This window comes from Streptomyces sp. NPDC054770 (genome assembly GCF_053611985.1).
Genome location: NZ_JBSHBL010000026.1, coordinates 13,241 through 33,453, shown reverse-complemented (window position 1 = coordinate 33,453; position 20,213 = coordinate 13,241). Strand labels below are relative to the sequence as shown.

16 protein-coding genes, 1 tRNA gene and 1 riboswitch are annotated in these 20,213 nt (G+C 72.3%); of the genes, 9 read left to right on the top strand and 8 right to left on the bottom strand.

All coding sequences use genetic code 11. The features are described from left to right. The first annotated feature begins 69 nt into the window (after positions 1-69). Positions 70-1,269, top strand: a complete 1,200-nt coding sequence (locus tag ACWGKQ_RS22935) for an alpha/beta hydrolase family protein (protein WP_453293806.1) — start codon at positions 70-72, stop codon at positions 1,267-1,269. A 50-nt stretch (positions 1,270-1,319) separates the two neighbouring features. Here the strand turns inward: ACWGKQ_RS22935 and ACWGKQ_RS22930 are convergent, their stop codons facing one another. Next, entirely contained in the window at positions 1,320-2,009 is a 690-nt protein-coding gene (locus ACWGKQ_RS22930; protein ID WP_453293805.1) for a class I SAM-dependent methyltransferase, read from the bottom strand. Positions 2,010-2,486: 477 nt separating this feature from the next. Between ACWGKQ_RS22930 and ACWGKQ_RS22925 the strand changes: the two genes are divergently transcribed. Both ACWGKQ_RS22925 and ACWGKQ_RS22920 read left to right on the top strand, forming a co-directional pair. Then, complete coding sequence (locus ACWGKQ_RS22925) at positions 2,487-3,797, top strand: MFS transporter (protein ID WP_453293804.1); 1,311 nt, start codon at positions 2,487-2,489, stop codon at positions 3,795-3,797. A gap of 4 nt (positions 3,798-3,801) precedes the next feature. Continuing rightward, positions 3,802-4,878 (top strand): NAD(P)H-dependent oxidoreductase, encoded by a 1,077-nt coding sequence (locus ACWGKQ_RS22920; protein ID WP_453293803.1) that lies wholly within the window; start codon positions 3,802-3,804, stop codon positions 4,876-4,878. Positions 4,879-4,938: 60 nt separating this feature from the next. On the opposite strand, the gene ACWGKQ_RS22915 is transcribed toward ACWGKQ_RS22920, so the two are convergent. From ACWGKQ_RS22915 to ACWGKQ_RS22905, 3 genes are all read right to left on the bottom strand, one after another. Further along, on the bottom strand, positions 4,939-5,541 hold the full coding sequence (locus ACWGKQ_RS22915; RefSeq protein WP_453293802.1) for an O-methyltransferase: 603 nt from the start codon (positions 5,539-5,541) through the stop codon (positions 4,939-4,941). Between the two features lie 75 nt (positions 5,542-5,616). Next, the gene (locus ACWGKQ_RS22910) at positions 5,617-6,258 is read right to left on the bottom strand and encodes a GTP cyclohydrolase II (protein ID WP_453293801.1); all 642 of its coding nucleotides are present in this window, start codon (positions 6,256-6,258) and stop codon (positions 5,617-5,619) included. Positions 6,259-6,428: 170 nt separating this feature from the next. Then, positions 6,429-6,956, bottom strand: coding sequence for a MarR family winged helix-turn-helix transcriptional regulator (locus ACWGKQ_RS22905; RefSeq protein WP_453293800.1), 528 nt, complete (start codon positions 6,954-6,956; stop codon positions 6,429-6,431). A 115-nt stretch (positions 6,957-7,071) separates the two neighbouring features. Between ACWGKQ_RS22905 and ACWGKQ_RS22900 the strand changes: the two genes are divergently transcribed. From ACWGKQ_RS22900 to ACWGKQ_RS22880, 5 genes are all read left to right on the top strand, one after another. Continuing rightward, complete coding sequence (locus ACWGKQ_RS22900; RefSeq protein WP_453293799.1) at positions 7,072-8,202, top strand: dihydrofolate reductase family protein; 1,131 nt, start codon at positions 7,072-7,074, stop codon at positions 8,200-8,202. Between the two features lie 157 nt (positions 8,203-8,359). Then, a tRNA-Met gene (locus tag ACWGKQ_RS22895) sits at positions 8,360-8,433 on the top strand. A gap of 159 nt (positions 8,434-8,592) precedes the next feature. After that, complete coding sequence (locus ACWGKQ_RS22890) at positions 8,593-9,723, top strand: PP2C family protein-serine/threonine phosphatase (RefSeq protein WP_453293798.1); 1,131 nt, start codon at positions 8,593-8,595, stop codon at positions 9,721-9,723. Between the two features lie 262 nt (positions 9,724-9,985). Then, positions 9,986-10,144, top strand: a riboswitch (cyclic di-AMP (ydaO/yuaA leader). 9 nt (positions 10,145-10,153) lie between these two features. After that, positions 10,154-11,191: a M23 family metallopeptidase gene (locus ACWGKQ_RS22885; RefSeq protein ID WP_453293797.1), complete on the top strand. Its 1,038-nt coding sequence runs from the start codon at positions 10,154-10,156 to the stop codon at positions 11,189-11,191. A 151-nt stretch (positions 11,192-11,342) separates the two neighbouring features. Continuing rightward, positions 11,343-12,305, top strand: coding sequence for an aldo/keto reductase (locus ACWGKQ_RS22880; protein ID WP_453293796.1), 963 nt, complete (start codon positions 11,343-11,345; stop codon positions 12,303-12,305). 199 nt (positions 12,306-12,504) lie between these two features. Here the strand turns inward: ACWGKQ_RS22880 and ACWGKQ_RS22875 are convergent, their stop codons facing one another. The 4 genes from ACWGKQ_RS22875 to ACWGKQ_RS22860 form a co-directional block, all read right to left on the bottom strand. Beyond that, positions 12,505-13,845 (bottom strand): PrsW family intramembrane metalloprotease, encoded by a 1,341-nt coding sequence (locus ACWGKQ_RS22875; RefSeq protein ID WP_453293795.1) that lies wholly within the window; start codon positions 13,843-13,845, stop codon positions 12,505-12,507. 10 nt (positions 13,846-13,855) lie between these two features. Beyond that, on the bottom strand, positions 13,856-14,737 hold the full coding sequence (gene trmB / locus ACWGKQ_RS22870) for a tRNA (guanosine(46)-N7)-methyltransferase TrmB (RefSeq protein WP_453293794.1): 882 nt from the start codon (positions 14,735-14,737) through the stop codon (positions 13,856-13,858). Between the two features lie 41 nt (positions 14,738-14,778). Beyond that, positions 14,779-15,999 (bottom strand): L-2-hydroxyglutarate oxidase, encoded by a 1,221-nt coding sequence (gene lhgO, locus ACWGKQ_RS22865; RefSeq protein ID WP_453293793.1) that lies wholly within the window; start codon positions 15,997-15,999, stop codon positions 14,779-14,781. Between the two features lie 152 nt (positions 16,000-16,151). Continuing rightward, complete coding sequence (locus ACWGKQ_RS22860) at positions 16,152-17,576, bottom strand: MFS transporter (RefSeq protein ID WP_093501181.1); 1,425 nt, start codon at positions 17,574-17,576, stop codon at positions 16,152-16,154. 749 nt (positions 17,577-18,325) lie between these two features. Between ACWGKQ_RS22860 and ACWGKQ_RS22855 the strand changes: the two genes are divergently transcribed. Beyond that, on the top strand, positions 18,326-20,213 hold a 1,888-nt coding region (locus ACWGKQ_RS22855), incomplete at its 3' end, for an asparagine synthase-related protein (RefSeq protein WP_453293792.1).

Here is a 20,213-nt window from a genome sequence, read left to right as displayed (position 1 = left end):
TGGACGGACCGGCCGGCGGCCCAAGTGCCGGGCGTGGCCCGGTGCTGTCCAGAAACCCAGGGAGGGTCCGTGACAACCACGCCGTTCATGAACCGAGAAGGACTGACGCGCCGTCGCATGCTCGCAGCCGCGCTGGCAGCCGGGGTCGCCGTGCCGATCGGCGCCGCCCGCCCCGCGTGGGCGGCTTCGACCGTCCCGGGTCCGGTGCAGCTCACCCTGCCGGTGCCCACCGGACCGTACCTGGTGGGCACGGTGCCCCTGCACCTCGTCGACACCTCACGTCCGGATCCCGTCGCCGGTCCCGGGCATCACCGCGAGTTGATGGCCGCCGTCTGGTACCCCGCCCGGGGCGTCGAACGGTATCCACTGGCCCGTTGGACGTCTCCGGCCGTGACGCGGGCGCTCCTCACGTCGGTGGGATTCCCGGCCGACGTGGCGGTGGCGCCGCTCACGGCCGGCCACGAGGGTGCCCCGGTACGGCGAACCGGCCGACGACTGCCCGTCGTCGTGTTCTCGCACGGCGCGCACGATCACCGGGCGGACACCACCATCGTGGTGCAGGAGCTTGCCAGCCACGGGTATGTGGTGGTCACGGTGGACCACACGTACGACGCGTTCAGCCTGTTCCCCGACGGCCGGCTCACGGTCCCGCTCGACGTACCCGCCCTGACACCACGGGACTTCGCCACTGACATCCGGTTCGTGCTCGACCGGGTCGAGGACCTCGCGGCCGGGCGCAACCCCGACGCCGAACACCGGCCGCTGCCGGCCGGCCTCCTCGGAGCCCTCGATCCGCAGCGCATCGGCATGTTCGGCTGGTCGAAAGGCGCGACGGCGACCGCCTTCGTGATGAGCGAGGACCGGCGCGTCCGGGCCGGGCTGAGCTTCGACGGGCCGATGCAGCCGATGATCAGCACCGACCTGGACCGGCCGTTCATGATGATGACCGCCGAGTTCACCCGGGCCGCGCAGCCGAGCGTCGCCGAGTTCTGGTCCCGCCTGCGGGGATGGCGGCTCAACGTCCAGGCGGAGGGCACGGTGCACTCGTCGTACTGCGACGTACAGTTCCTGATCCCGCAACTTGCGCAGGCCGTCGGGATGAGCGACGCGGACCTCCAGGGCTGGATCGGCACACTCGATCCCGCCCGGGCGGTGCGGATCCAGCAGGCGTACCCGCTCGCCTTCTTCGACCTCCATCTGCGGCACCACCGGGAGCACCTGCTCGACGGCCCCTGCCCGGCCTTTCCGGAGGTGACGTTCATCCCATGATTCGTGCGCGGTGGGGTCCTGCTTGGGGGCGGCCGGCCTTCTGTGCGGGGTCAGGAAGCCGCCCAGCCGGCGTACGTCGCGAACCGCCAGTCCTTGGCGAGGCAGTCGACCTGGGCGAAGCCGGCCTCGCGCAGCCAGCGGAGCTGGGTGTCGAGGTCGATGGGGATGTCGTACTTCATCCGCTCCCGGCCGGCGGCCCACTCGTGCTCGGGTGTGTGCGCGTTGATCACATGGCGTTCGTGCTGCTCGTCGTACATCTCCTCCAGGCGCGGGGTGCTGCCCAGCAGTTGCTCCACGTTGACGAAGACCCCGCCCGGGCGCAGAGCGGCGTGAATACGGATGAACAGCTCCCGCTTCTGCTCGTGGGCCAGGTGGTGGATGGCCAGACCCGAGACCACCGCGTCGAATGTGCCGTCCGGCAGCGGGTCGAGCAGATCGCCCGTGCGTACGGTGATGTGGTCCTGGTCCGCGAAGCGGGAGCGTGCCTGGGCGAGCATGATCTCGGAGCGGTCGACGAGGGTGATGTGCGCTTCGGGGAGCCGGCTCAGCAGAGCCGAGCTGAGCAGGCCGGTGCCGGCGCCGAGGTCGAGGATGCGCGGGGCGCCCCGGACCGTCATGGCCACCGCTTGCACCGCGCTTGCGTACAACAGGTCGAAGGACGGGATGAGCTGGCGGCGCAGTGCGTCGAAGGTGGTCGGGTCCCAGAGGTCGTTTCCCTGGATGGCGAAGCCCTGACTCATGGCAGTATCCGTTCGCTTCGTTCGATGTCCGTTTCCGGGCGGTCGCAGCGTCTTCGGAAATGAGATCCGAACGGAGGCGGGCCGAGGAGCAGGACCGGCGTGAAGCGGTATGAAGAGACCCCGGGCATTCCCATCCGTACCGCGGCCACCCGCACCCGCCGGCCTTCCTGGGCACGGTCCGGGTCACGCCCGTCACGCCCGTCCCGCCCGTCACGCTCCTCGGCGTGACCCGCTTCGGTCAGTCCGGCACGATCGAGGACGTCCACCGCCGTCCTCGCCGCGGTTCAGTACGGACATGCCAAAGATGTGTTCAGCGGGGGGTTTGCCGTTCACGGCCGTGGATACCACCTGTCGCGGGACCCACACGAGTACGAGTCCGAGTGGCCAGGGGGATTCTCGATGCGGAGGCGGACACCGCGGTGGCCGGTGCGGAGGCAGAGCCCACCCGGTCCACCTCCCGTGCGGACCCGCCGGAGCATGGCCGGGACGGCGGTCTTCCTCGTGCTGATGGTCGACTCGGTGGTGAACGGGCTGTTCGTCCCGCTGTCCATGCTCTATCTGTCGGCGAGTTCGGGTGCCTCACTGGTGCGGGTGGGGACGCTGCTGAGCGTGGCCGGCCTGGTGTCCCTGCCCCTGCCGCTGTGGATCGGCAGCCTCGTCGACCGGCTCGGGCCCAAGCCGGTCGTGCTGGTGGCGCAGCTGCTCCAGGCGGCCGGTTTCCTGGGGTACCTGACGGTCAGGAACGACGGTGCGATCCTCCTGGCCGCGACCGTCGCGTCACTGGGGCAACGGGCCTTCTGGTCCTCCGCCTTCACCCTCGTCAGCAATCTGTCCGACCGGGATCCCGGTGGGCACTCCCGCGAGCGGTGGTTCGGCATCATCGGCTCGCTGCGCGCGGCGGGCTACGGAGTCGGTGCCATCGTCGCGGGCGTCGCTCTGTCGGTGAAGTCGGGCCCGGTGTATCGCGGGGCGATCGGCGCCTGCGCCTGTCTGCTGCTGCTGGCTGCCGTGTTGCTCGAACGGGGAGTTCCACGGGACGCGGCTCTGCCGGCCCGAACAGGTGGCGCGGAGTCGGGGAAGACCGCGCCGGGGGCGACCGCGCCGGGGACGACGGAGCGGACGGCGGCGCCGGGCAGCCGCGGTTACCGGGTGCTGTGGGCCGACCGTCCCTACCTGGGGCTCGTCGGGCTGAACACGGTGTTCGCGCTGTGCAACGTCATGCTCAGCATCGCCTTCCCACCCTTCATCGACCGCCGGCTGCCCGCCGTGACCTGGGTGGTCGGGCCGCTGCTGGCGATGAACACGGTGGTCCAGGCCGTCCTCCAGAGACCGGTCGTCCGCCTGATCCGACCGCTGCCCAGGTCCACGTCGCTGTGCCTGGCCGGAGTTCTCTGGGCTTTATGGGCGTGTCTGACGGCTGCCCCGCTCGCGTTGCCCCGGGCCTTGTGGATCCCCTGTCTCGCCGTGGCCGTGCTGTGCTACTCGGCGGCTCAGCTCCTGCACTCTCCTGTGTCGAACGCGCTGTCCGCCGATGCCGCGCCCGCTGACATCCGGGGGCGTTACATCGCGGTGTTCCAGTACTCCTTCGCGATCGCCACGGTCGTCGCCCCACTGCTGTTCTCGCTGCTGTTCGCCGTGTCGAGCGCGGCTCCCTGGGTCACCCTGGTGGTGCTCGCACTTGCGACGGTTCCGGGCATGCTGGCCCTTGCCCCTCGCCTGCCGAAGTCCGCACTGGCGACCGGCGAGGCCCGACCGCAACGGGAGGGGGACGCCAGGGAAGTACATTGAGCGGATGTCCGCCGTGCCGGTGATTCTGTTGCTGTCGGGGAGCCTGCGTGCCGGTTCCACCAATGAGGCCGTGCTGCGCACCGCGCAGGTCGTGGCGCCGTCCGTGAAGGTGCGTGCCGTCAGATACGACGGTCTGGCGGAGCTTCCGCACTTCAACCCGGACGACGACACCGACCCGTTGCCGGCCCCCGTGGCGCGGCTGCGGGCGGCGATCGAGGGGGCGGACGGAATCCTGATCTGCACCCCGGAGTACGCCGGAACCCTGCCGGGTTCGTTCAAGAACCTGCTGGACTGGACGGTCGGCGGCACCGAGATCTGCGACAAGCCGGTGGCCTGGGTCAACGCGGCGGCACCGGCCCGCGGCCAGGGGGCGGAGGCCACGCTGCGAGCGGTTCTGGGTTACACCGGCGCCGACATCGTGGAGTCGGCCTGCGTACGGACCCCGGTGGACCGGCGGACGGTCGGCGCGGACGGCATCGTCGACGACCCGGAGGTCCGCCGTCGACTCGGCGACGTCCTGGGCCTGTTGGCGGCGGCCGGCGAACAGTCCGCCGTGGCCCGCCTCGCCGAGCTCATCCCTCCGGCCGCCCCGCACCGCTCACGCGACTGGGCGGCCGTCGAGCGGCGACTCGGCACGCCGCTGCCGGACGACTACAAGGAACTGGTCGAAACCTACGGCGGCGGTGTCTTCGACGAGACCATCTGGCTTCTGGACGCGGAATGCCCCGACGAGAACCACAACCTCGTCGACCAGGCCGCGGAGCGCGCGGTGATCCTCGCCGACCTGTGGCGGACCGAAGCCCGGCCGGCGGAACTCCAGGACCCCGACGCGCGGGTGCTGCCATGGGCCTACGTCGAGGGAAGCGGCATGTACCTGTACTGGCTGAGGCGGCCGGAGCAGAAGCCGGACGAGTGGACGGTCATCCTCAACGAAGGCCGGGGCCCGGAATGGGAACACCACCCCACCGGGTGCGCGGCTTTCCTCCTCGCCGCCCTGACCGGCGAGGCCGGGACCGGGTATTTTCCCGACCTGCCGAGGGACAGCCACGGCTTTGCCTCCAACGACGAGATCCTCGGCTGACCGCTGGGCGGGCCGGGCGAGCCCGTTCGGCCCGGTCGGCGTCGTCGCCGGCCCGGAGGGTTACCTCGGCTGATCCGCGCGCACCCGGATCGCGGTCAGCACGCCGTCCCCCACCTCGTGCAGGGCGACGGCGAACTCCGGCTCCCCGGTGAGCAGTTCACGGAACGCGGCCACTTGGTCCCGGTGGCTCACCGCGTTGTCGACGGCCACGATGCCGTACGGCTTCAGGACGCGCCGCAGCTGCGGCCAGTAGTCCACGTAGGCCGGCCGCTCGGCGTCGAGGACGACCAGGTCGAGGGAGGCGTCCGGGGCCTTGGCCAGGGCGTCGGCGCCGTCGCCGTGGACGACGTCCGCGTACTCCCGGATCCCCGCCCGTTCCAGGTTGGCCAGCGCCGCGGTGACCCGGTCCGCGTCGATCTCCACGGTCGTCAGCCGGCCGCCGGTGTCGCGGGCGGCGTCGGCGAACCAGATCGCCGAGTAGCCGTTGGAGGTGCCGATCTCCAGGACGGACGTGGCGCGCCGGGCCCGGATCAGCGTCGAGATCAGCCGGGCCGCGTCCGGGGTCATGTTGCGCAGCCTCAGCAGCCGGTCGGCCAGCGGGCCGTCGTGCGCCCGCCCCTCCTGGTAGAGGTCGTCGAGAACACGCGCCAGCTGGTCGTCCACGGAGGCTCCCCTCGTCGGTGTGCCTGCTGTTGCTAGCACGTCCGGCGGGGCGTCGTACATCGAAAGAGCAGCGGCTCAGCCCGCGTTGAGCTCCGTCAGCTGGGCCAGCGGCAGGGTGTGCTGGGTGTGCAGGACCTTCGCGCGCAGGTAGCGGACGTTGTGCGCGGTGCTGAAGACGCCGGTCGGCACCCGGTCCCGGACGGTGACGCCGAGGCCGCGCAACTGCTCGGCCTTGTCGGGGTTGTTGGAGAGCAGGTCGAGGTCGGTGATGCCGAGGGCGGCCAGCATCTGGGCGGCGGCGGTGTAGTCGCGGGCGTCCTCGGGGAGGCCGAGGGCGGCGTTCGCCTCGTAGGTGTCGAGGCCCTGGTCCTGGAGGGCGTAGGCGTCGAGCTTGTTGTAGAGGCCGATGCCGCGGCCCTCCTGGCGCAGGTAGAGCAGGACGCCGCCGCGGTCGGCGATGCGCTCGACGGCCTCGCGCAGCTGGGGTCCGCAGTCGCAGCGGGCCGAACCGAAGACGTCGCCGGTCAGGCACTCGGAGTGCAGGCGCACCAGCGGGAGGGTGCCGGGGGCGGGCTCGCCGATGACGACGGCGACGTGCTCCTGCCCGTCGGTCAGGCCATGGAACGTGACGATCTCGGTGTTGACGCTGTAACCGTCGTTGAAGCGCAGCGGGACCCGGACGCGGGCGCGCTGGGTGGCGGCGGGGAAGTCGGTCATCGGGGTCTCCAGTGGGACGTCGCGGGGTGCCTGCTTCAGATTTGAAGCAGATCCACGGCTGGAACCATACCCCATGCTTTAAATTTGAAGCAACAGATTTCCGTACGGTTCTGGGAAATCGAGTGCACGGTCAGGTGACCCCGGTCCCGGGCCAGGTCCGAGGCCGGGGTTCAGGAACCGGAACAGGGCGACGACGACCGGCGCCGCCACGGCAGCTGGTCCGAGGCCGGGAGGGGGGCGGACTCGTCGCCCTCCAGTGCCCGCGCGATCACGGAGCTGATCTCCTCCAGCTGCTCCACCTGCTCGTCGGAGAGATGGTCGAAGACCGCCGCCCGTACCGTCTCCACATGCCCCGGCGCCGTGCGCTCCAGCACCGCCATGCCCTCGTCCGTCAGGATCGCGAAGCTGCTCCGCTTGTCCCACTGGCAGTCCTCGCGCCGGACCAGCCCGTCCTTCTCCAGCCGCGTCACGGCGTACGTCAGCCGGCTCCGGGTGATCTTCGCCTTCTGGGCGAGATCGGTCATGCGCAGCTTGCGCTCCGGCTCCTCGGAGAGGTTCGCGAGGATGCCGTAGTACAGGTGCGGCATGCCGGCGTCCTGCTGGAGCTGCCGGTCGATCGCGTCCTCCAGGAGGTTCGTCGCCGCCATGTAGGCGCGCCAGGCGCGCTGCTCCTTCGGGGTGAGCCAGCGAGTCGTCATGCGACCAGTGTAGGTTTGTTTCAAACTTTAACCAAGCGTCCGAGTCGGAGCAGTCCGCCGGCCCACCGGCCCACCGGCCCGCCTGTCCCGCCGCCGCCGAGAGTGAGCGCGTTCGATGCCGCACCCCTACGTCCTGCTGTCCGCCGCCGTCTCCCTCGACGGCTACCTCGACGACACCGGTCCCGACCGGCTCCTGCTCTCGTCCCCCGCCGACTTCGACCGCGTCGACGAGGTGCGGTCCCGTGTCGACGCCATCCTGATCGGCGCGGGCACCATCCGCGCGGACAACCCGCGGCTCCTGGTCAACTCCCCGGAGCGGCGCGCGGCCCGGGTCGCCGCCGGCCGGCCCGAGTACCCCCTCAAGGTCACGGTCACCGCGACCGGCGACCTCGACCCGGACGCGAAGTTCTGGCACACCGGCGGCGAGAAGATCGTGTACACGACGGACGAGGGTGCGCGGCGGGCCAGCGCCCTCGGGATCGCCGCCGACGTCGTCTCCCTCGGCGCCGACCTCGACTGGCGGCCGCTCCTCGAACATCTGCACGACGTACGGGGCGTGCACCGCCTGATGGTCGAGGGCGGCGGCACCGTCCACACCCAGCTTCTCCAGCAGGGCCTGGCCGACGAGCTCCAGCTGGTCCTGGCCCCCCTCTTCGTCGGCGACCCGAAGGCACCGCGCCTGTTCGGCCCCGGCGGGTACCAGGACGGGCGGCTGCGGCTCCTGGACACCCGCCGTATCGAGGACGTCGTCCTCATGCGCTACGAACCCACGGCCCCCGGCACCGCGGGGTCGGCGTCCGCCGCGGACCGGCACTGGCTGCGGCTCGCCTGCGAGCTGGCGGCCGCGTGCCCGCCCTCCCGGACCGCGTTCAGCGTGGGCGCGGTGGTGGTCGCGGCCGACGGCACGGAACTGGCCCGCGGCCACTCCCGGGAGGCCGGCGACCCCGTGGTCCACGCGGAGGAGGCGGCCCTGGCCAAGATCCCCCCGGCCGATCCCCGGCTGGCCACGGCCACGGTCTACACCAGCCTCGAACCCTGCACCCACCGCGCCTCCCGCCCGCACCCCTGCGCCGAGCTGATCCTCCGGGCCGGGGTGCGGCGGGTGGTGACGGCGTGGCGCGAGCCGGACACGTTCGTGACGGCGGCCGACGGGACGGGGATGCTGCGGGAGGCGGGGGTGGCGGTCGTGGTGCTGGGTGAGTACGAGGCGCAGGCGAAGGCACCGAACGGGCATCTGCTCGGCTGACCTGGTGGGGGCACGTTTCCAGGGGCGCGTTGCTGTAGCGCCCCTTCAGGGGCGCGGGGAACTGTGCGACCGGCCCCCACCGGCCGTCGGCCGACAGCCCACCGGAAGTAACCCGTGTGACTCCCCCTCTTCTGATGGCGTATGCTGGTGTCAACGACGCGGGGTGGAGCAGCTCGGTAGCTCGCTGGGCTCATAACCCAGAGGTCGCAGGTTCAAATCCTGTCCCCGCTACTGAAAACTCAGGGCCGGAATCCAATTTCAGGGATTCCGGCCCTGAGTCATATCCAGGCGCGTGTTCCTCATCACACACGTCCGTACTCATCCGCCCGGCCCACACCATTCGCCCCACCCGCTCACAGCCGCAAACCTGGACGGACAGGCGTCGAAGACATGGGACACCAGGAGGACCGCGTGGCGGGCCGTGGCGAGGCGGAGCTGCACGGCCCGGCGCCCGCCCGCCTCCTCGCCCGCACCCTCGCCCGCTTCCTGCCCGCGCTGCTGATCAGCGCGGGCGTCTGCTACGACGTCCTCACCCCCGAGGCCTTCACCGCGGTCCCCTTCTTCACGGCCGCCCCGCTGATCGCCGCGCCCCTCTCGTCCCTGCGCACCACCGTCCTCACCGGCCTGGCCGCACTGCTGGCCACCTACGCCGTGCATGCGCGGTTCGCGGTCGTCCCGGACGCCGACGCCGTCACCGAGATCGTCACCGTGGCCACCGTCGCCGTCCTCGCCGCCGGCATCAACCGGATCGTCCGTATCGGCGACCAGCGTCTCGCCTCCGCCCGCGAGGTCGCCGAGGCCGCCCAGCGGGCCGTCCTGCCCGAGCCCGCCGAGCGGATCGGCGGCTTCGAGATCGCCGCCCGCTACGAGGCGGCCCAGGAGGGCACCTTCATCGGCGGCGACCTGTACGCCGTCCAGGACACCCCGTACGGCGTACGGCTGGTCGTCGGCGACGTGCGCGGCAAGGGCATGGGCGCGGTCGCCGCCGTCGCCGTGGTCATCGGCGCGTTCCGGGAGGCCGCCGAGCAGGAGGCCACGCTGGAGGCGGTCGCCGGGCGGCTGGACCGGGCGCTTGCGCGCGAGGGCGTCCGGCGCGGGGGCATCGACGCCCAGGAGGGGTTCACCACCGCCGTACTCGCCGAGCTCCCGCACGGCGACAACACGCTCCGGGTCGTCAACCGGGGTCATCCGCCGCCCCTGCTGCTGCACGGCGACGGCGAGGTGTTCCCGGTGCGGCCGCCGGAGTCCGCGCTGCCGCTGGGGATGGGCGAGCTGGGGGCATGGCCCGACCGGGCCGCCGAGCACGCGTTCCCGAGCGGGGCCACGCTGCTGCTGTACACCGACGGCCTCTCCGAGGCACGGGACGCGCACGGCCGGTTCTACGACCCCGAGCGGCGGCTGACCGGCCGTACCGTCACCGCCCCCGGCGCGCTGCTCGCCCGGCTCGCGGCCGAGGTGCGCCGGCACACCGGCGGCGGCATGACGGACGACATGGCACTGCTCGCCGTACGGCGGCCCTGACTGGGCTCCGACCCTGTGCTATGTCACATATCGTGTTCGGACGGCCGCCCTCCGCATCACATCTGAGTCACCATCAAACCCCGTGTGACTCCTGAGTTGAGCAGCGGACACCGTCAACTCGACCGTTTTTGGCCGATCGTGCCAGGTAAGTCCAAGCTTTGAAAGCTTAATGATCAAGGCGAACGGCTTGGAATCTCATAGCCGTGTCTATTAACGTTCGATAACGCAGCGCGGTCGTCCCAGCCGTCACCCGCGACGGCTCCGTGCGCACGCGCCGAATCCCGCAAGGGAACCGGGGAACCACCACCTTGGGGTGAATCGCACGGCTACCGCCGGGTAGGAAACGGCCGGTATACGCGCGTAGGAGACCTTCCCGCTCCGAACCCGTCAGCTAACCCGGTAGGCGGCGGAAGGAAAGGAGTGCGCCCGCGTGGCGTCCAACCCGCCTGCTCCGACAGCCCCGTTCGTGCCCAGCCAGCGTCAGCCCGACACCTTCGGATACGGCGGTTACCGCACAGACGAGGGCCCCTTCGAGGAGTGGAACCCCACCGAGGAGTCCCTCTCCTCGGCCCGCGGCCGGCACCGGGTCGCCCGGCAGAAGGGCGGCGGGCTCGCCCGCAGCTCCACGGTTCTCGGCGTCGGTGTCATCGCAGCCGTCGGCGCGGGCGGCATGGCCAGCGCCAACACCGGCAAGCCGCCGGTCTCCATCTCGCTGCCCGACCTGCCGACCTCCGTCAGCTCCCTGCTCGGCGAGGGCACCGGCCACCAGGCCACCCAGACCGCGCTCAGCAGCGTCACCACGACGACCGCCACCGACGCGGACTCCTCGTCCTCCGACGCCGGTGAGGCGCTGCGCAGCCGGATCATCGCCCAGGCCGCGCAGCAGCAGAACCAGCTCGACACCAAGGCCAGTGCCAAGGCCGTCGCCGCCGCCGACAAGGCGGTCGCCGACGCCGAGGCCAAGGCGGAGAAGGCGGCCGCCGCAACGGCCGCCGACGCCAAGGAGAAGGCCGAGGCCTCCGCGAAGCAGAAGTCCGAGCAGGCCCGGCTCGCCGCGCTGGCCAAGCAGTACACGCTGCCCGTCGTCTCGTACACGATCACCGGCACCTTCGGCCAGGCCGGCTCCATGTGGTCCTCCGGCTACCACACCGGCCTCGACTTCGCCGCGCCCACCGGCACGCTGATCAAGGCCGTGCACAGCGGCACGGTCACCGAGGCGGGCTGGGCCGGCGCCTACGGCTACCGCACGATCATCACCCTCGACGACGGCACCGAGCTGTGGTTCTGCCACCAGTCCTCGATCGGCGTCAAGGTCGGCCAGAAGGTCGCCACCGGAGACGTGATCGGCCGCGTCGGCGCCACCGGCAACGTCACCGGCCCGCACCTCCACCTGGAGGTCCACCCGAACGGCCAGGCCACCGCCATCGACCCGATGCCCTGGCTGCGCGGCAAGGGCCTCAACCCCTGACGTCTCAACTCCTGACGTCTCAACTCCTGACGTCTCGACTCCTGACGTCTCAACTCCTGACGCCTGAGCCCCTGACCCGGACCGCCGCGCTTTACGAGAACTTCGTGTTGCGTCGGCATGGGGCGCCAGGTGACGCGTGTTGAAGTGAAGCATGACTGCTTCTTCCGCTTCCCCTTCCCTCCGTAAGCTCGGCGCCTCCGACCTGGAGGTCTTCCCGCTCGCCCTCGGCGGCAACGTCTTCGGCTGGACCGCCGACGAGGCGACCTCCTTCGCCGTCCTCGACGCCTATGCCGCCGCGGGCGGCAACTTCGTCGACACCGCCGACTCGTACTCGGCGTGGATCGAGGGCCACCAGGGCGGCGAGTCCGAGACGATCATCGGCAAGTGGGTCAAGGCGCGCGGCAACCGGGACGACGTCGTCATCGCGACGAAGGTCAGCCAGCACCCCGAGTACCCCGGCCTGTCCGCCGCCAACATCAAGGCCGCCGCCGACGCGTCGCTGCGCCGTCTCGGCACCGACCACATCGACCTCTACTACACGCACTTCGACAAGCCCGAGATCCCGGTCGAGGAGATCATCGGGGCGCTGGACGAACTGGTGCGGGCGGGCAAGGTCCGGCACATCGCCGCGTCCAACATCACCGCCGAGCGCCTCCAGGAGTCGCTGGACTTCTCCGACCGCGAGGGCCTGGCCCGGTACGTCGCCCTCCAGCCCCACTACAACCTGGTCTCCCGCGACACCTACGAGGGCCCCCTGCAGAACCTGGCCTCCCGCACCGGCCTCGCCGCCGTCCCCTACTTCGCGCTGGCCGCCGGCTTCCTCACCGGCAAGTACCGCCCCGGCACGACGGTCGACAGCGCGCGAGCGGGCCGAGCCGCCCAGTACGCCGATTCGGACCGCGGCCAGAAGGTGCTGGCGGCCCTGGACGAGATCGCCGAGGCCCACTCCGCCCCCGTCCCCACGGTGGCCCTCGCCTGGCTGGCGGCCCAGCCCACCATCGCGGCCCCCATCGCCTCGGCCCGCACGCTGGAGCAGCTCCCGCCGCTGCTGGCCGTGGCGGACCTGAACCTGACAGACCAGGAACTGTCCCGCCTGACGGCCGCCTCCGCCTGACACTCACCTTCTTCTCCGCTGCAACGGCGCTCGGCCGCGACGGTCGAAGCCGGCGGGCGCCGGGCGTGCCGGCGCCCGCCGTCGGGATGCCGGCCGGTTGCGGAGTGCAGCGCCGCCGTGGCTGGTCGCGCAGTTCCCCGCGTCCCCAGGGGGTTGCAGTGCGGCTTGCTGCTTTCCCCCCCCCGGCGCTCACATTCGGCTAGCTCTGGTACGGGTTGTAGGCCGGATACGGCACCGCCGCCCCGTACCACCCCGCCCCCGGTGCCCCGTACGCCGACGGCGCCTGGCCGCCGTACCCCGGCCACCCGCCCGGCGCAGCCGTCCGTGCCGCGTACTCCAGGGCCGGCCGGACCAGTTCCCGGCGGCTCCACAGCTCCGTGAGGAGCTCGCGCTCCCGCACCACGAAGTCGGCCCCCGCCCGTCCCCGCTGCCCCCGCCGCCGCAGCAGCGCCAGCGTCGTCGCGTACCCCTCGTACTCGGCGACCGCCCGCCCCGCCGCCTTCCCGAAGTGGTACGCGGCGTACTCCCGGGCCATCTGCCGGGCCCGCATCGACCCGAGCACGAACGGCTCGGCCGCTCCCAGCCACCCCGCGTAGACGTACGCCGGCAGCTCCTCCCGCACGGTCCGCAGCTCCCGCTGCCGCGTCCAGACCGCGAGCCAGGTCAGCAGCCCGAACGTCGGCACCATGAACATGCCGTACACGGCGAAGAACCCGTACTGGCCGAACGTGGACGACCCGTTCCAGAACGCGTGCATGCTCATCGCGAGCAGCAGCCCGGCGACCGGCACCAGCACGCGCCGCGCCCGCTGCCGCTCCCCGGAGAGCGCGGCGATGCCGAAGCCGATGCCGGTGAGGACGGTGAAGAGCGGGTGCGCGAACGGGGACATCACGATGCGCACGAAGAACGTCGCGGCGGTGACGGAGGCGATCCCGCTGTCCCCGGTCAGCTGGTCGGTCCCGAAGGCCGTGCCGAGGTAGAGGATGTTCTCGGTGAACGCGAACCCGGTCGCGGTGACCCCCGCTATCACCACCCCGTCGACGATCCCGGTGAAGTCCCGTCTGCGGAACAGGAAGACGAGGAGTACGGCCGCCGCCTTCGCCGACTCCTCGACGATCGGCGCTATCACGGTCGCCCCCAGCGTGTCCGCACCCCTCGGATCCGCGGTCGCCGTCGCTATCCACTTCGTCGCGAAGCTGTTGGCGACGATGGCTATCAGCGCCGCCGCGCAGGCACCCCAGGCGAAGGCGAACAGCACGTTCCGCCAGGGGCCGGGCTGCACCCGGTCGAGCCACCGGAACGCGCCGACGAGCAACGGCACGGGCAGGACGGCGAGCCCCAGCCCGACGAGAAAGCCCTCCGTGCCCGTCTGCTGCCGCACCAGCGCGATGATCACCAGGCCGGAGAGGGCGAGCAGCGTGCTCAGCGCCCCGTACCGCACCCAGCGCCGCTGCCACCAGCGGGGATGCCGCAGACCGCCGCCGGCGGGGTCCGGTGGATGCTGCGGGTACGGCGGGTACGGCGGCGGGAAGGTGGCCACGGCATCGACCCTAACGAGGTGACTCCTGACGGTGCTGCTCGCTCTGCGGCACCCGGTGCTGTACGCGGCGGAAGAGCAGATCGTTCACCACATGTCCCTTGTCCAGTCCCTGGCCCTCGAAACGGGTCAGCGGCCGGTGCGCCGGACGTGGCGCGAAACCGCCGTCGGCCTGCGTGTTCTCGAACTCCGGGTGGGCGTCGAGCACTTCCAGCATCTGCTCGGCGTACGGCTCCCAGTCGGTCGCGCAGTGCACGATCGCGCCGGGCCGCAGCCGGGTCGCGGCGAGGTCGAGGAACTCGGCCTGGATCAGCCGCCGCTTGTGGTGCCGCTTCTTGGGCCAGGGGTCCGGGAAGTAGACGCGCAGCCCGTCCAGCGAGTCCGGCGTCAGCATCTCCCGGAGCAGGATGATCGCGTCGCCGTTCGCGACACGGATGTTGGACAGCCCGTTCTGGTCGGCGAGGTTGAGCAGGTTCCCCTGGCCCGGCGTGTGCACGTCGACGGCGAGGATGTTGACGCCCGGGTCCTCGGCGGCCATCTGCGCGGTGGCCTCGCCCATCCCGAACCCGATCTCCAGCACCACCGGGTCGCCGTTCCCGAACAACTCGCCGAGGTCGACGACCCGCTGCCCGTCGATGTCCAGGCCCCACTTGGGCCACAGCCGCTGCAGCGCGTCGGCCTGTCCGGCGGTGACCCGGCTGCGGCGCGGCTGGAAGCTGCGGATCCGCCGCTCGAAGTGCGACCCGGCGGGATCGGCCATGGGCCCGTCCGGGAACCGCGGCTCCCCCTTGGACCGGGTGTGCCGGACGGACACCCCGGGGGTGTGCTGGGGGTGCTCACCAGGGGCGTGCTCGGCGGGCTGGGGGGCTTCGGGGGCATTGAGGGAGTCAGACACAGTGCGTCGATTTTACGGCCCCCACGCGGCGGCCCGCGGGGTCACACCGAGCCCAGCGTCTCCAGGGCCCGCCGTGCCACCTCCCGCCCGATCGGCAGCGAGGCGGTCGCCGCGGGCGAGGGCGCGTTCAGCACATGGACCGCCCGCGGCCCCTCCTTGATCAGGAAGTCGTCGACGAGCGTCCCGTCCCGCAGCACGGCCTGCGCCCGCACCCCCGCGGCCGCCGGCACCAGGTCCGCCACCTCGGCCGCGGGCAGCAGCCGCCGTACGGCCGTCGTGAACGCCCTCTTCGACACCGACCGGAGCAGTTCCCCGCCCCCGTACCGCCAGTGCCGCCGCGCCAGCGCCCAGGACCCCGGCCAGGCCAGCGTCCCGGCGACCTCCCGCGGCCGTACGACACCCCACCCGTACCCCTCGCGGGCCAGCGCCGGCACCGCGTTGGGCCCGATGTGCACGCCGCCGTCGATCCCGCGCGTGAGATGCACCCCGAGGAACGGGAACGCCGGATCCGGCACCGGGTACACCAGGCCCCGCACCAGCTCCGGCCGCGCCAGCTCGTAGTACTCCCCGCGGAACGGCACGATCCGCATCCCCGGCTCGTCCCCGGTCAGCCGCGCGACCTCGTCGCAGTGCAGTCCCGCGCAGTTGACCAGCACACGCGCGCGTACGACGTCCCCGCGCGTGGTGAGCACGGCCACGCCCCGCTCCGGGCGCCGGTCCACGCGGGCGACCCGCGCGCCGTACCGGATCTCCGCCCCCGACGCCTCCCCGAGCTGCCGGGCGACCCCCACGAAGTCGCACACCCCGGTCGTCCCGACGTGTATGGCGGCGAGCCCCCGCACCTCGGGTTCGTACTCCCCGATCTGCGCGGCCCCGAGCTCCCGCACCGGAATCCCGTTCTCCCGGCCGCGCTGCACCAGGGCGTGCAGCCGGGGCAGCTCCTCCCGCTCGGTGGCGACGATCAGCTTGCCGGTGACGGCATGCGCGATGCCGTACTCCGCGCAGAACTTGACCATCTCCGCGGCCCCCTTGACGGCGTACCGCGCCTTCAGCGACCCGGGCCGGTAGTAGATCCCGCTGTGGATCACCCCGCTGTTCCGGCCCGTCTGGTGCCGCGCCGGCCCGGCCTCCTTCTCCAGCACGGTGACCCGGGTCCCGGGCGAGGCACGAGTGATCGCGTACGCGGTGGACAGCCCGACGATCCCACCCCCGACGACGAGCACATCGCAGTCGTACCCAACCCCGGCAGACACCTGCACCACCTCCCACGCTCGATAGTGCACTGCGCCACTGACAGCCACTTCAAACGCACCATTGGTGAAGCGCCCCGTCAGGGGCGCGGGAACTGCGCGAGCAACCACGACGCACCCGCACCCGCCCGGTGTCCTCAGGCTCGCAGACGACTAGGCGCCCCTCACGCCGGCGCCATCAGCAACGGCCGGGCCCGCTCGCGCAGCTCCACCACCCTCGGCTCGTCCCCGTACGGCTCCAGCCGGTGCAGCAGATCCTTCACGTACTCCGTGGTCCGCGCCGAAGAGATCCGCCCGGCCACCTCCACGGCCCGCACCCCCTGCTCGCACGCCGCGTCGAGGTTCCCCGACTCCAGTTCGGCGACCGCGGAGACGACCAGCCGCAGCCCGTGCGACCGCACGAACTCCTCCGTCGGCTTCGAGAGCGCCTGCTCCGTGAAGCGCCGCACCTGCCGCGGCGCCTTCAGGTCCCGGTAGCACTCGGCCGCGTCCGCGGCGAACCGGTCGTAGCCGTAGAACCCGAGCCAGGAGGGATCGTTGTCCCCCTCCCGCGCCCGCTCCAGCCACCCCTCCGCCGCCTTCAGCGCGGCCCCCGCGGCCTGTGCGTCACCCGCACGCGCGTGTGCCCGCGCCTCGACCAGCCGGAAGAAGCTCATGGTCCGCGCGGTCGCCAGCCCACGGTTCCGTTCCACCGCGGCCTGCGCGAGGTCGACGCCCTCGTCGCCGAACCCCCGGTACGTCGCCTGCAAGGACATCGATGCCAGGACGTATCCGCCGAGCGGCACGTCGGCCGCCGCGCGGGCGAGCCGCAGCGCCTGGATGTAGTAGCGCTGCGCGGCCTCCTGCTGCCCGGTGTCGAAGGCCATCCACCCGGCAAGGCGCGTCAGTTCGGCACTCGCCCCGAACAGCGCCCGCCCGACCTCGTCGGAGTACGCGCCGAGCAGCAGCGGTGCCGCCTCCACGCGTAAACACTCCGGCACCATCGACGACCGCCAGTCGCCGCCGCCGTACTTGGAGTCCCAGCGTCTGGCGTCCTCGGCGGCCTCACGCAGCTTCTGCACGTCGCTGTGGCCGACTTTGAGCGGTGCGCCCGAACCGTCCACGGCGTTCGCCTCGCGCGCCACCGAACTGTCGGCGGGGGTTATCAGCCAACGCGAGGCGGGCGTTGCGTATGCGCTTACTGCGAACGATCCGGCCAGCGACTGCCAGATGCCGCCGGAACCGGCCCGGCGGCCGGCCAGGTCGAGGCGGTACAGCTCGGTCGCCGACCGCACCGCCTGGCCGACGTCCCTGGGGAAGGCGAGGCCCACCTCGGGTGCGGGATCCGCGTCCGCCAGGCCGATCTCGTGGAGCGGCACCGGGCGGCCCAGCTTCTGGCCGATCGCGGCAGCGATGAGGTGCGGGGCGGCGCCCTGCGGCACCATGCCCTTCGACACCCAGCGCGCCACCGACGTCTTGTCGTAGCGAAGAGTCAACCCGCGTTGAGCGCCAAGATCGTTGACGCGTCGCGCGAGTCCTGCGTTGCTGATTCCCGCGAGGGCGAGAACGGCGCCGAGTTTTTCGTTCGGCCCGCGTTGCTCCCTGGACATGCGCCACCCCTCGACACAGACGGCTGCCGCGCTGGCATAACCACGCGGCATTCGTAAACCCAGCGTAGTTCGCCGCATCCCAAGCGTTAAGGGGCATTGTTCCGGATGGCGGGATTGTGGTCCGTACGCGAGTGCGGCCCATATACGCACCGTGCACGGCCAGTCGCGACGTGCCCCCGCCGTGTGGCCGTGCGCCCGTGCGTGCGCTCTTCTCCGGCCATCGGGGGAGCGGTTCCATGGTCAGTGCGTGGGTCGGCCCGCTGTACTGGATCCAGTGGGCTGGGGGACACCGCCACCTTCATCCCCGCGGGTGGCGGACCGGTCCGGGAGGCGATGCCCGCCTCCCGGACTGTGCGCGGTTCGAGCACGCGCGCGTGCGATGCGCAAAGCATGTACGGAGCGTGCGCAAGTCCGCGCGGCCATCTCCGATTTGGCCGAAAATCGACCCCACCTTTCGCGGGGGTCCAACGCTCCTACCACGGCAATTGAGGGCGCGAAGGGCGTTTTTGGGGAGCGTACAGGGGGCGCATTCGCGTCGCAGTCGCCCGGTGCCGTACGGCAGTCGGCTCCCGCCGCCGCACATCCACGGCACGCGCGCGTGGCCGGTCCTGCGGCAACTCCACGGCAACTCCGGGAAATCTTCCAGGGATCAAAGGCGGCCCCACCGCCCCTCCGGAGCGCGTCCTTCATGGCAGCATGGGGACCCGGTTCGTACCGTGCATGGTTGTCCACAGCCTGTGGAGGCGTCGATGCGGTGGTTGGTGGGATGGAGCAGCACCGCCTCCGGTGCCGCCACGCTCGGCTCCGCCGGCGCCATGGGCTACGACGGCGAGACCGTCCACCCCGTCGGCTCCCAGCTGCTGTGGGGCGACCCCGACCCGCTCTGGGCGGTCGGTGACTGGCGCCCCGACGAGGTTCGCGTCATCAGGGCCGACGCGCAGAACCGCATCGCCGTCCTCGGCACCTGCGGCGCCACCGACGAGGAACTGCGCCTCGGCCTCTTCACGGCGCGCGGGGGCGCACTCCGGCATCTGACCGCCTGGCCCGGCAGCTACACGGCCGTCGTCCAGGTCGGCCGCCGGATCACCGTCTGCGGCGACCTCGCGGGCGCCCGCCCGGTCTTCCACAGCCCCTGGGCAGGCGGTACGGCCTACGCCACGGCCGCGCTGCCGCTCGCCGACCTCATCGAGGCCAACCTCGACTACGGCCACCTCGCGGCCCTTCTCGCCGTCCCCGACGTACCGGCCGCGCTGCACGACTCGACCCCGTACGAGGGCGTGCGGCGCATTCCGCCGGGGCACGCGCTGATCCTGCGCACCGGGGCGCGCGAGGTCGCCGGGTACGAGCAGGTCGCCTCGCTCGCGGTCGCGGCACCCTCCGCCGACCCGGACCGCGCGGTGGACGCCGTACGGGACGCACTCGTAGAGGCGGTACGCGCGCGGCTGTCGGCACCCCGGCACGTCCCGGACATCGACCCAGGTCCGGTACCCGGCATGGGCCCCGCCGAGCGGCGCGCGGCCCGCGGGATGCCGGTCCCGGGCATCGGCGCCGACCTCTCCGGCGGCCCGGCCTCGGGGACGCTCGCGCTGCTCGCCGCGGGCCTGCCCGGCATGCCCGGCACCGTCCTCGGCCATGGCACCGGCGCCGGCGAGCGCCTCCTCGCCGTCACCTTCAACGACCTGGCGGTCGGCGGCCGCGAGGCCGAACTCCAGCGTGCGGGCACCCTCGCCGCCAACCCGCGCCTGCACCACGTGGTGGTCGCCGGCGGCGAGGAGACGCTGCCGTACGCCGACCTCGACGGCCCGCTGACCGACGAACCGGGCCCGTCCCTGATCTCCGCCGCCCGGCACCGCGCCCGGCTCGCCGCAGGCAGCGCCGACCACTTCACCGGCTACGGCGCCCGCCAGGTCCTGGACGCACACCCCGCGCGCCTCGCCGACCTGCTGATGGACCGCAAGCGCCGCCACCTCGTCCGCCCGGTCGCCGCGCTCGCCAAGGCCGACGGCTCGGTGATGGTCCCCGCGCGCGTGTACGGCGCGGCGCGCCGCCTGGCGCGTACGCCGTACCGCGCGGGCGTCGAGTCGCTCGCCGAGCGCCTGCTGCGGCGCCGGTTCGACGACCCCGGGGGCGCGGTGGGCGCCTCCCTCGCGGCGCTCACCTGGGCGAGACCGGGCCCGGCGGCGCGCTGGCTGACCGGCGAGGCCCTCGCTGAAGTATCGGTTCTGCTCCAGGGGGCGGCGAACCGCTCCGGGGTCGGCCCCGGGCAGCGCCCCGGGGACTACCGCGCGCGTGCGGTGCTGGCCCGCCACGCGGCCGACATCCGCGTCCTGGAACAGGCCGCCGAGATCCGCTCCCAGCGCCTGCACGCGCCCTTCCTGGACAACCAGGTGGTCCGCGCCTGCCGCGACCTCCCCGAAGCGCTGCGGGTCCAGCCGGGCGCCCGCGCCGCGATCCTCCGTACGGTCCTGGAGGGCGCCGGCGTCACCGACCTCCCGCCGGGCTGGGGCGCCCCCTCCCACGCCTCCTCGGCGGGCGCCCCCCCCCCCCGGCGGGGGGGGGGGGGCGGCCGGGGGGGGGCCCCGGGGCGGGGCCGCCCCCCCCACCGCCGAGACCGTCCTGGACCGCATGCTCCAGGCC